Here is an 11,872-nt window from a genome sequence, read left to right as displayed (position 1 = left end):
CTGCGAGGACGCCGAGGCGATGCCCGCGACAGCGCTCGCGTGGAAAGCCGGCGGCATGGGCGTGCACTGGACCGCCGCGACGCCCTGGCCCGCCGGGGACGAGGTGTTCGACTTCGGCGACCCGGCGCGCTGGGCGACGGACCTGGACACCGCACGCCGGTTGCTCGCGGTCACCCCGTCCGCGATCGGTCCGACCGACGTCGGCCGGATTGTGCTCGCCGTACTGTGTCGGCGCTCCGACGGCATCGGACCGGGCGACCGGCGGCCGCAGCCGATGCCCATGGCCGTCACCATGCCGGCATCGGGCCCCATCCCGCGCACGGCTCCGGGGACGATCTTCCCCGCGATGGCGACCGGCGAGGACCCGGCCTTCACCCTGCTGACCGGTACCCTCGCGACCGCTCTCATCGTCTCGGACGGCCGGGTCGGCGGCGCCCGGCTGCGTCGTATCGCCGACGGCGCCGAGTCGCAACTCCTCGCGGACACCGTGGTGGTGTGCGCCGACGCGCTGCGCACCCCGCAACTGCTGTTCGCCTCGGGCATCCGGCCCGAGGCACTGGGCCGCTACCTCAACGAGCACGCGTTCATCACCGCCCGGGTGCTGCTCGACCCCGACCGGTTCGGCATCGATCTCGACGCCCTGCCCCTGCCGCGCGTGGGCGAGTTCAGCACCGATTCGCTCTGGCTGCCCCAGAACGGGGCGGCGCAGCCGTTCCACGGTCAGATCATGAATCGAACGTACGTGGACGAGGACGGCCGCCCCCTCGCCCACTCCGTGGGCCTCTCGCTGTACGTCCCCGTCGAGTCACGCCCCGAGAACCGGCTGGTGTTCTCGCCGAACGAGACCGACCTCGCGGGGATGCCCCGGATCGGTGTCGAGTTCGGCTACTCCGGTACCGACCGCGCGCTGCTCGGCCGGGCACTCGACGAGATCCAGTCGATCGCCGCGGAATTCGGTCCCTTCGATCCCGCGACGGAACGCGCGCTGCTCCCGCCCGGTTCGTCGTTGCACCTGACCGGCACCGTCCGGTCCGGCCCGGTCGACGACGGCACCAGCGTGTGCGGCCCGGACGGCCGGGTGTGGGGCTTCGACAACCTGTACCTCGCCGGCAACGGCGTGATCCCCACCGCGATGGCCGCCAACGTCACCCTGACCGGCGCCGTGACGGCGGTGCGGGCTGCCCGGGCGGTCGTCGGACGGACCGCCGCGCTCGCCGCACATCGAGAGGAAGTGCGATCGTGATCGACATCGCAAAGGAATACCGGGTGGTGCTCCCGACGTGGATCGACGACGAACTGGCCGCCGTCCCCGCCGTCATTCCCGACCGTGACGACCGGATGCGCCTCGTGCACCGTCTGGCCGACCGCAACTGGCGTGAGGGCAACGGTGGTCCGTTCGCGGCACTCGTCGCCGAGCGGGACACCGGCCGGATCGTCTCGGTCGGCGTGAACGTCGTGCTCGCCTCCGGCGTCTCCAGCGCGCACGCCGAGGTCGTCGCCCTCGGACTGGCCCAGACGGCGAGGGGCGGCTGGGACCTCGGTGGTGACGGAATGCCGGCGCACGAGCTGGTGGTGAACTGGCGTCCGTGCATCCAGTGCTACGGCGCGGCGATGTGGTCCGGGGTGCGCGGCCTCGTGGTCGCCGGCGAGGGCCCGGAACTGGAGGACATCACCACGTTCGACGAGGGCCCGCTCGGCGCGGACTGGGCCGAGCAGTTCCAGGCACGCGGCATCGAGGTCGTGCGGGACGTGCTCCGGGACGAGGCGCTCGCGGTGTTCCGCGGCTACCGGGAGGCCGTTGACTCCGACGGCCTCGTCGTCTACAACGCGCGCGCCGGCGCCGAATGACACCGCCGATCCGAATGGAGAGACCCCCCGTGGCACCACGCTTCGCCACCGACGTCGTGACCTTCTACCACCCCGGTTTCTGGGGCCTCGAATCCGCCGACGCCTTTCGTGACTGGGCCGTCAAGAACCCCGAGCGCTTCTGGGACCGGACGATGGACGCGTTGGCCGAGGCCGGTGTCACCGGCATCGAGTTGACCTTCGCGCCGGGCGACATCGACTCGGTCCTGCGCGCGTTCGGCGACGCGTCGTCGTTCCGCAATGAGTTGCAGGCCCGCGGCCTGTCCGTCGTGAGCGCCTTCATCGCCGAGAGCGAATGCCCCGACTGGCGGGACAGCGACAGCCTGCCCGCGATAGTCGCCGAAGCCGAGCGACGTGCGGCCTTCCTCGCCGACGTGGGCGCCGGGCTTCTCGTCGCCGGGCTGCCCATGCGTGCGACGTCGGGGACCCGCCCGCCCTTCTTCGTCGACGCCGCGTACATGACCCGGATGGCCGACATCGCCCACATCGTCGGTGAGGCCGTCGCGCAGCACGGTGTGAAGCTCGCCTTCCACACCGAGTCCAACAGCACCCTGTGGTACGAGAGGGACATCGACCTGTTCATGGCTCTGACCGATCCGCGCTACGTGTGGCTGTGCCCCGACTCCTGCCACATCGCACTCGGGGGAGGCGACCCCGTCGCCGTCGCGCGTCGCCATTCCCAACGCATCGCACTGGCCCACTGGAAGGACGCGGTCAAGCCGATCGACGTCGAACTCACCATCGACGAAACGGTCTTCGCCCAACAGCAGCCCTACATGACCGAACTGGGTACGGGCATCGTGGACTGGGGACGATGGGCCGCCGCGATGTCACTCACTCCCGGCGCCGACATCGTGCTCATCGAGTTGGACGAGGCGGCTGATCCCGTCGCCGCGCTCCTGACAGGGATGGCCGTGGTGAAGGCGATACGGGCAGACGCGGGGCTTCTCCCGTGAGCCGGTTGGCCGTCGCTCTCAGCGGTGGCTCCCGGAGGAATCGGAGGCCACGCGACCTGCTCCGCACCGAAACTGGGCCGGGAACACGGGCCGGCCGGCGGCCCTTCGCCGAATGACCGCAGTCTGGAAGGACGCAGGACAGTGAAGTCTCACATTGCCACCTCGACGCCCGTGTTCACCGTGCCGGCCGTCGATATCTCCCCCTACGTCGGAGACGGTACGGACGAGGAGCGGGGCCATGTTGCACGGCTGATCGACGCCGCGTGTGCCGAGGTGGGGTTCATCCAGATCCTCGGGCACGGCATTCCGCAGCGCGCGCTCGACGGTCTGAAGGGGGCCGTGGACGCGCTCTTCGCGCTGCCGCTGGAGGCGAAGAAGGCGTACCGCGTCGAGGGCGCCAACCGCGGGTACAGTCCGCCGAGGAGCGAGTCGCTGAGCCTGAGCCTGGGCCTTGAGTCGGCCTCACGGATGAACGATTTCTTCGAGGCCTTCAACGTCGGTGTCGAGGCGCGTTCCTTCCCGTCCGAACTCGGCCTCTCCGAGGACGACTTCGGGATCAACGTGTGGCCGGACATCGACGGGTTCACGCCGCGGGTCGAGGCCTACTTCGGTCACGCCTCGCGGGTGGCACGCACACTGACGCGGATCTTCGCGGACGCCCTCGGGCTGGCACCGGACTTCTTCGAGGCACTCACCGGACACTCCATCGACGTGCTCCGCATGAACAACTACGCCCTGCCCGAAGGCACCGTGGACCTGGACGGCGAGCTGATGGGCATGGGCGAACACACCGACTACGGGATCGTCACCCTGCTGTGGGCCGACCAGGTCCCCGGGCTCCAGGTGCTCGACCGACACGGCACCTGGCACGACGTGACGCCCGCGGACGGCGCTCTGCTCGTCAACCTCGGCGATCTCACGGCCCTCCTGACCAACGACCGGTGGATGTCGACGCTGCACCGCGTCAAGCCCCCCGTCGTCGACGGGACGATCCTGCGGCGCCGCTCGGCCGCCTTCTTCCACGACGGGAACCCGGACGCGGTCATCGAGACACTGCCGGCCCTTCTCGACGCGGACCATGGTCTCGCCTACGAACCGGTCACCGTCCGAGACCACATCAGGGCCAAGCTGAACGGCTCGCGAAAGGGCAAGAAGAACGTGGCCGCGGTCCGAGAGGCCGCACGCGCGCGGGCCGCCACCGAGTGAACGGCCCACGCCCAGGCAGTCGACCCGGGTCACTCAACGTCCGGGCCAGACGGCCGAGGCGTCGTCGCGGTGGGGGTCGGGCAGGCGGATCGGGCGTATGGGGATCGTGCGGCTGTGTTCTTCGGTCACGGCTGTCCATGGGGCGGGGTGCCCGGAGTAGCACAGGGCCGTGAGGGCGAAGACGTTGTCGGCGTACACCTCGACGTATTCGCCGATGGTGAGGATGCGGAGGGTGGCGGCGGGTTCGGTGAGGACGGTCTCGCCGAGCCGGATGCCGCCGGGGCCGGTGACCCACAGGTTCTTGCCGTCGCAGCTGACGGAGAGGGCCGGGCCGCCGTAGTCCGGGGTGTCGGTGCGGAGGGTGATCTCGACCGGCCCGGTGATGCCGATGTCGCCGACCGCGTGGAGGGCGGGCCGGTCGGTCTCCTCGCCGAGCCAGGCGTTCAGGCCGGTCCACCATTCCAGGCGGGGTGCCGAACCCTCCCGTACGACAAGGGACTTGGGCTGGGCCAGCATGCCGCGGCAGCGTTCCCCGGTGTCGGTGAGGCCGACCTGACGGGGCGTGGTGTGCACGACGACCCGGGAACCGTCGGGCGCGGCGACGACACGGGGGGCGTACGAGCCGGTCGGGCCGAGGGGACCGCGGCGGGTCCAGGGACCGCGCAGGCGGGGGGCGGTCCACGCCTCGAAACCGCGGGTGGCGCCGATCGAGCCGAGCAGCAGCCAGCTGCCGTCGTCGAGGCGTTCCAGGACCGGGCACTCCAACTCGTCGACGTCCCCGGGTGAGACGAGCGGCGGGTGGACCGTCCAGTGCTCCAGGTCGGTGGACGTGGCCAGCGCCACGCAGCCGCTGACCTCCACCGGCAGCGAGGCGTCGCTCGCGCAGACGGCCATCACCCAGCCCTCGCCCTCGTCGTCGCGTACGACGAACGGGTCGCGCCAGCCCATGCGTTCACCGGTGCGGTACCAGCGCGGGTCCGCCTCGACGACCGGACCGGTGCCGTGGCGCCGCCAGCCCGTGCCGTCGGTGCGGTCCGAGTACGCCAGGCCGACGGACTGCAGTGGCCAGCCGTCGGCCGTCAGCCCGCTCACTCCCGTGTAGAACATGGCCATCCCGCCGCCGTGCCGCAGCGGGTGCATGGTCCACACGGCCTGCTGGTCGAAGCGGCCGGGCAGCCCGTTGCCGAAGGCGGTGCCCTGGGGCTGCCAGCGGACCAGGTCGGCGGAGGTCGCCCGGCCGTAGGAGGTCTCCATCCGAAGGTGGTCGAACTCCGCTGTCCAGGGCCCCTGCAGGTGCAGCACCGTGTACGTGCCGTCCTCGTCGCGCAGCAGGGCGAAGTCGTTCACGCAGAGGCCGGGCGGGGCGTATCGCATGCACAGTTCCTGTCGGCTCACAGCGCCCAAACGCGTGCGCTGACCATTGACCAAAGCGGTATCTCTTGGGAATCGGCCCAAGTAAATATGAACGCAAACGCTTGCGCAACAGCGAGGCCAGGTTTACGGTCACGTCACTCGCAGATCACACCGCCGTGAAATCAACGGGAGGAACTGAGCCGTGACGGCCAGCATCAACGACGTCGCCCGCGCCGCCGGCGTCTCCGCGTCCACCGTGTCCCGCGCCCTGCGCGGCCGGGCGGGCGTCTCCGACGAGGTGCGGGACCGGATCGCGGCCGTCGCCGCACAGCTCGGTTACACCGCCTCCCGCTCCGCCTCCAGCCTGGCCAGCGGCCGCACCTTCACCATCGGGGTCGTCGTCCCGTACGTGGGCCGCTGGTTCTTCGGCACCGTGCTCGACGCGGCGGAGCAGGTCTTCAGCGCCGCCGGGTACGACGTCCTGCTGTACAACCTCGGCACACCCGAGACACGCAAGCGCTTCTTCGCGAAGCTGCCGGTCCGCAAGCGGGTGGACGCGGTGCTGTCGCTGCTCATCCCCGACGAGGGGGAGTCCGCGGCGCTGCGCTCCCTCGGAGTACCGCTGGCCAGCACGGTCGGCGTCGCCCGGCCCGGCTTCACCGTGGTCGGCATCGACGACCGGGCCGGTGCGGAGAGCGCCGTACGGCATCTGGTGAACCTCGGCCACCGCCGGATCGGCACGATCAGCGGATCCAGCGGGCCACTGCACTGGACCACGCCCATCGAGCGCCGCCGCGCGTATCTCGACGTGCTGGCCGAGGCCGGGATAGAGCACGACCCGGCCCTGGAGGCGGACGGCGACTACACCCTCGAAGGCGGCGAGCGGGCGATGACCGAGTTGCTGGCCGCCTCCCGGCCGCCGACCGCCGTGTTCGCGCAGTCCGACGAGATGGCGATGGGCGCGCTCCGGGCCCTGCGCCGCCACCGGCTGAAGGTCCCGGACGACGTGTCCGTCGTCGGCTTCGACGACCACGAACTCGCCGACGTGATCGGTCTGACCACCGTCGCCCAGCCGGTCGCGGGCCAGGGTGCCGAGGCAGCCCGGCTGCTGCTGCGGCAGCTGGACGAGCCGGCCGCGGAACACCCCGGCCATGTCCAGATGCCCATCCGTCTGGTCCTGCGCGAGACCACCGCCCCGCCCCGTCCGCGCGGACCTCAGTAACCCCCCTAGCCCCACACCCCCCGCGCCTCGACAGCGCTCCCACACCTCGAACCCACGCCACAGCACGGAGGCACAGACCATGAGCTCGACCAACAGAAGGCACCGCCGCACGGCCTCTACGGGCCTGGCCCTGCTCCCTCTCGTGGCGCTGGCCGCCTGTGGCGGGGGCAGCGGCACCGACGCCTCGGCGGACGCCGGCAGCGGCAAGGGCACCATCAGCGTCTGGGCCCACCAGGGCCAGAAGAGCGAGGACGCCGCAGTGCAGGCCGCGGTGAAGTCCTTCAACTCCTCGCAGAGCGACATCAAGGTCGAGCTGAAACTGATACCCGGCAACGACTACACCAAGACCATCACCGCCACCAGCGCCTCCGAGCTGCCGGACGTGATGGAGTTCGACGGCCCGACCATGGCGAACTTCGTCTACAACAAGAAGCTCGCCCCCGTCGACGACTACGTCTCCTCCAAGACGATGTCCAACGCCACCGACGCGAGCAAGTCCCAGGGAGCGATCGGCGGCAAGCACTACGGCCTGGGCATGTACGACTCGGGCCTGGGGATCTACGGCAACAAGAAGCTACTGGACGCGGCCGGCGTGAAGTACCCGACCAGCCTCTCCGACGACTGGACGGCCGAGCAGTTCACCGCCGCGCTCAAGGCGTTGAAGGCCAAGGACTCCGACGGCAAGACCCTCGACATCCAAGAGGGCAACGGCTTGGCCACCGAGTGGGGAACCTACGGCTTCGCCCCCGTCGTCTGGTCGGCCGGCGGCTCGCTCATCAAGGGCGACAAGGCGGAAGGCGCCCTCGACACGCCGGCTGTCGTCTCGGCGCTGAAGACCGTCCAGTCCTGGAAGACCTACGTCGACCCCAACACCGACGGCAACGCCTTCGCCAAGGACCGCGTCGCTCTGAGCTGGGTCGGCCACTGGATGTACCCCACCTACAGCAAGGCTCTCGGCGACGACCTCGTCGTCCTGCCGCTGCCCGACTTCGGCAACGGTCCCAAGACCGGCCAGGGCTCCTGGGCATGGGGCATCGGCGCCGACACCAAGAACGCCAAGGCCGCCGGCGCCTTCATGGACTACCTGCTCAACGACGCCAACGTCACCGCGATGACGACGGCCAACGGCGCCCCGCCCGCCACGAAGACCGCGCTCGCCGCGAGCCCCCTGTACAAGGAGGGCGGCCCGCTCCAGCTCTTCGCCGACCAGCTCGCCAAGCCCTGCGGCGACAGCGACATCAGCAAGTCCTGCGTCGCCGTCACCCGCCCGGTGACCGCCGGATACCCCACCATCACCGCCAAGTTCAGCGAGGCCCTCAACTCGATCTACGGCGGAGCCGACCCGAAGAGCGCCCTGAAGAAGGCCGCCCGCGCCATCGACCAGGACTTCTCCGACAACGCCGGCTACAAGATCCCGTAGGACCATCGGCCAGGGGCGGGACGGTACAGACCGCGCCCGCCCCCGCCGGGAACAGGACCCATCCGTGACATCCGTCGAACCGGCGCACGCCGCGCCCCACGCCCGGGAGAAGGCCCCACCCGTGACCGCCGCCAAGCCCGAGCGTCCGCTGCGTCCGGCGCGTTCCGTGCGCAAGAACCGCGACTGGCTGCACGGACTGCTCATGTCCACGCCCGCCGTCGCCGGACTCATCGCCTTCGTGGGCATCCCGTTCGGCTACGCCGTCGTCCTCTCCTTCTACAACGTCCGCCTCGGCTCCCCGCTCGCGCCCACCTTCTTCGGCCTGGAGCAGTACCGGCGGCTGTTCACCGACCCCGACCTGTCCGGCCCCTTCCTGCGGGCCCTGCTGAACAACCTGACCTTCGCCGTGGTCGTCGTCCCCGTCCAGACGGCACTGGCGCTGGGGCTGGCGATCCTGCTGAACCGCAAGCTCAAGGCGATCGGCCTGTTCCGGTCCCTCTTCTTCATGCCGGTCGTCTTCCCGATGGCGCTGGTCGCCGTGATCTGGCGGCTCATCCTCGCCCGCAGCGACCAGGGCATGCTCAACTCCGCGCTGCACGCGGTCAGTTTCGGCAACTGGGGTGCCTTCGACTGGCTCGGCGACTCCGCCACCGGGATGGCCTCGATCATCGTGCTGTCCATCTGGCAGGGCGTCGGTTTCCAGATGGTCATCCTCCTCGCCGGCCTCCAGCAGATACCGGGTGAGCTCTACGAGGCCGCCGACCTCGACCGCGCCGGCCGCTGGCAGCAGTTCCGCCACATCACACTGCCCGGCATCCGCGGCACCCTCGTCTTCGTCGCCATGCTCACCTCGGTGCTCTCCTTCCGGGTCTTCGACCAGGTCTACGTCCTCGTCAAGGGCGGCGGCCTGAACGAGGACGCCGGCCGCACCGTGATGTACCAGGCCGTCACCACCGCCTTCGACCAGAACAACGTCGGCCAGGCAGCCGCGATCACCGTCGTCTTCTTCCTGATCGTCGTCGCCCTGACCCTCATCCAGCGCCGCGTCGTCCGGCCCGACAACGAGGACTGACCATGAGCACCCACACGGGCCTCACCCGCACACCCCTGCGCCGCTTCCTCGACTACGCCGTCCTCGGCGTGCTCGCGTTCATCTTCGTACTGCCCGTCCTCTACCTGTTGATAGGCAGCCTCAAGCCGTCCGACGAGGTGCTGAACGGCCTGTCCGGCTTCCTGCCCACCCACCTGTCCTTCGACAACTACTCCAACGTCCTGAGCAGCCTCAACTCCGACAGCACCGGCTACTTCTGGCGCTTCATGGGCATCTCGCTACTGCTCGCGTTCGTGGTGGTGACGGGTGGCCTGTTCGTCAACTCGATGGCGGCGTACGGGCTTTCGCGGCTGAAGTGGCGCGGCCGCAACGCCGTCTTCACCCTCATCCTGCTGCTGATGCTGGTCCCGTTCGAGTCGGTGGCCGTCCCGCTCTTCTACATGTTCAACGACCAGCGCAACACGCTCTTCATCCAGGCGATCCCGTTCATCGCCAACGCCTTCTCCGTCTACCAGTTCCACACCTTCTTCCGCTCGATCCCGCCGAGCATCGAGGAAGCCGCCCGCATCGACGGCGCGGGCCCCTGGCGCACCTTCTTCGCCATCATTGTCCCCATGTCGAAGCCGGCCTTTGCGTCCGTGGCGATCCTGACCTTCCTCACCCAGTGGGGCTCCTTCCTCTGGCCGGTCCTGATGGTCTCCGACCCCTCGGTACGCCCACTGCCCCTGGAGATGAGCGTCTTCCAGGCCCAACTCCCGCCGGACTGGGGCCAGATCCTCGCCTTCGGCGTACTCCTGGTCCTGCCCGTACTGATCGTCTTCGCGTTCTTCCAACGCTGGTTCGTCCAGGGAGTAGCCAGTTCGGCTGTCAAGGGCTGAGCGCTTTTGCGGACGGGAGGGACGAGCACGAGGAGAACCCTTGGTCCGCCCTGGTATGCCCCTCGACGGTCGACAGTCCGTTCGTAGGTGTCTGGTCTGTGGCAACACCGTTGAGGCTTAGACCCGAATGCGAGGCGGAGCCAATGTGCGTTGGAAGGGGAATCTGCCGCGGGCGAGGTCGCGCCCAGTTCGTGAGTCCGTGGGAACGTCTTTCTTGCTTTGAGCCCGATGCTGGAATCCTCATTGAGTCGTCGCCACATCCAAGGCAGGTTAGAGGCCTGGCGTGACGTTGTTCGGAGGTGCTCGTTGCTTGCCAGAGGGGCCGTCCGCCGTGCAGATCGTCTGCCAGTACGGTTTCGAGGTTTCCCGCTCGTCATCGCCGATGTTGCTCGCACGATCCGCCGTCACTACCAGTTGGCCACGCACCTCATCGGATACGCCCATTTCAGACCACGATCCGAATCACGTGAAGCAACACGTCAATTCCCGGCTGGCCTTTAAGAGGTCGTTGTACTTGGAGATGGTCGATAGGCTGTGGTTGAGGGGAGTATGGAGAACGAGACAGAGACCGTCTGCCGGGTTTGCGGATACGACGACGAGGTGTTTTGGGAGGCTGGCCGACGGCGGCCATCTGCTCTTGCTGCGGCAACGAGTCCGATGTCGGCGATGCCGGCGTCATGGGTCTGCGTAACTACCGGGGGTACTGGGTGGGGCACGGCGCTCGATGGAACAGTTCCCTGGCAGAGCGCAAGCAGAAGAGTGAGGGCTGGGACCTGCTGCAGCAGATGGCGAACATCCCGCTGCAGTGGCGCTGACCCAGACAATCAGTGAGCTGTTTCCAACCCAGCCGGCCAGCAGGCGAGTTGGCGTGGAGCGGCGTTCAGGAAGAGGGTGAAGCTTCTGGTAGATGGGTTGTTTACCAAGATCAACCTGTCCGCCTGGAGCTCCACATGCTGGTCTACCCATCGGGGATCGATCCATCCAGCTCGAGCCTGCGCTACCTTTCCGGCCTACTCACCGCCCGGCGCCGGGAGCGCGGGACAAGGTGGCGCCGACTGTCCTGCGGCCAGCAGGCCCTGCTTGCCCTGGCCCACACCTGCGGTGCGGCCACACCTTCTCCCGGCTCGCGGCCGGGTTCGGCGTCGGCATCGCCACCGTCTCTGCGTGGCGGAAGCGATGGAGCCGCACGGTCCCAGACGCGGCGTCGACGACGTCCACCACCTTGGCCAGCAGCTTCGCGGTGTCGTCGTTGCCTGAGGCGTTGGCGAGCTGGACGGCGCGGCCCAGCTTGGAGTCGCGGAGTCGAAGTCGCCCTGTTTGCGGGCTTCCAGGCCCTGTTGGATGGCCTGGGCGAGTTCGGCCTGCCCGGTGTAGTGGGCGACTGCGGCCGGACCGTGGGCGAGCAGCTCCGGCTGGGTTTCGAGCCGTCGGCGTGCGACTCGGAGGTCCGGGGAGTCGCCGTGCCGGACGACCACAGCGAAATCACGGCCTGCGAAGATCATGATCTCCCCGGTGGAGACGACTTCGCTGGTGGGCGTGAGGCGGTCGTGCTCGACGTAGGCGACGGTCTTCAGGACGAGGAACAGGGCTGTCGTCGTAGCGTTCGAGCTTCGGGCGCTGATGGGTGTGGACCGCGTCCTCCACCGCGAGCGGATGCAGGCCAAAGGCGTCGGCCACCACTTTGAGCTGGTCGGTGGTGGGCTCTCGCAGTCCGATCCATACGAAGCTGTCGGGGCTGGTACGGGCCGTGTCCATGGCCTCGGTCAGCGGGAGGGTCCCCGCGCGACGCTCGCTGTGTTTGTACAGGGCGCAGTCGACCACGGGTACGGGCTGGTCGTCAGGATGCGGTTTGGTCGCGTGGTCGGCCATGGAGCCTCCCGTCGGAGCGTCGGAGCGTCGGAGCGTCGGAGCGTCGGAGCG

At 69.0% G+C, this 11,872-nt stretch carries 9 protein-coding genes and 4 pseudogenes; 10 read left to right on the top strand and 3 right to left on the bottom strand.

Annotated features, from left to right (window positions below; all coding sequences use genetic code 11):
- From O3Q52_RS37385 to O3Q52_RS37370, 4 genes are all read left to right on the top strand, one after another.
- Positions 1 to 1,243 (top strand): GMC oxidoreductase (locus tag O3Q52_RS37385; RefSeq protein ID WP_269653055.1); only part of this gene is annotated, 1,243 nt, incomplete at its 5' end.
- Positions 1,240 to 1,848, top strand: a complete 609-nt coding sequence (locus tag O3Q52_RS37380; RefSeq protein ID WP_269653054.1) for a nucleoside deaminase — start codon at positions 1,240 to 1,242, stop codon at positions 1,846 to 1,848. The genes O3Q52_RS37385 and O3Q52_RS37380, both read left to right, overlap by 4 nt.
- 29 nt (positions 1,849 to 1,877) lie before the next feature.
- Entirely contained in the window at positions 1,878 to 2,822 is a 945-nt protein-coding gene (locus tag O3Q52_RS37375; protein WP_269653053.1) for a sugar phosphate isomerase/epimerase, read from the top strand.
- 141 nt (positions 2,823 to 2,963) lie between these two features.
- Entirely contained in the window at positions 2,964 to 4,028 is a 1,065-nt protein-coding gene (locus O3Q52_RS37370; protein WP_269653052.1) for an isopenicillin N synthase family oxygenase, read from the top strand.
- Between the two features lie 33 nt (positions 4,029 to 4,061).
- Here the strand turns inward: O3Q52_RS37370 and O3Q52_RS37365 are convergent, their stop codons facing one another.
- A complete protein-coding gene (locus tag O3Q52_RS37365; RefSeq protein WP_269653051.1) occupies positions 4,062 to 5,402 on the bottom strand; it encodes a mucin-1 in 1,341 nt (446 codons plus the stop codon).
- 181 nt (positions 5,403 to 5,583) lie between these two features.
- On the opposite strand from O3Q52_RS37365, the gene O3Q52_RS37360 reads away from it, so the two are divergent.
- The 6 genes and pseudogenes from O3Q52_RS37360 to O3Q52_RS37335 all read left to right on the top strand — a co-directional run.
- Entirely contained in the window at positions 5,584 to 6,603 is a 1,020-nt protein-coding gene (locus O3Q52_RS37360) for a LacI family DNA-binding transcriptional regulator (RefSeq protein WP_269653050.1), read from the top strand.
- 79 nt (positions 6,604 to 6,682) lie between these two features.
- On the top strand, positions 6,683 to 8,023 hold the full coding sequence (locus O3Q52_RS37355; protein WP_269653049.1) for a sugar ABC transporter substrate-binding protein: 1,341 nt from the start codon (positions 6,683 to 6,685) through the stop codon (positions 8,021 to 8,023).
- A 64-nt stretch (positions 8,024 to 8,087) separates the two neighbouring features.
- A complete protein-coding gene (locus tag O3Q52_RS37350; RefSeq protein ID WP_269653048.1) occupies positions 8,088 to 9,095 on the top strand; it encodes a carbohydrate ABC transporter permease in 1,008 nt (335 codons plus the stop codon).
- A gap of 2 nt (positions 9,096 to 9,097) precedes the next feature.
- Positions 9,098 to 9,952, top strand: coding sequence for a carbohydrate ABC transporter permease (locus tag O3Q52_RS37345; RefSeq protein ID WP_269653047.1), 855 nt, complete (start codon positions 9,098 to 9,100; stop codon positions 9,950 to 9,952).
- A 549-nt stretch (positions 9,953 to 10,501) separates the two neighbouring features.
- Positions 10,502 to 10,767 (top strand): annotated as a pseudogene (locus O3Q52_RS37340) (hypothetical protein).
- A gap of 135 nt (positions 10,768 to 10,902) precedes the next feature.
- Positions 10,903 to 11,108, top strand: a pseudogene (locus O3Q52_RS37335) (transposase family protein); the annotation flags it as partial.
- A 23-nt stretch (positions 11,109 to 11,131) separates the two neighbouring features.
- Here O3Q52_RS37335 and O3Q52_RS37330 read toward each other — a convergent pair.
- A pseudogene (locus tag O3Q52_RS37330) lies at positions 11,132 to 11,334 on the bottom strand (hypothetical protein); the annotation flags it as partial.
- A gap of 100 nt (positions 11,335 to 11,434) precedes the next feature.
- Positions 11,435 to 11,872: pseudogene (locus O3Q52_RS37325) on the bottom strand (hypothetical protein); the annotation flags it as partial.

It is taken from the genome of Streptomyces sp. ActVer (assembly GCF_027270795.1).
Classification (GTDB): Bacteria; Actinomycetota; Actinomycetes; order Streptomycetales; family Streptomycetaceae; genus Streptomyces; species Streptomyces umbrinus_A.
This window is presented reverse-complemented; position numbering and strand designations above follow the sequence as displayed.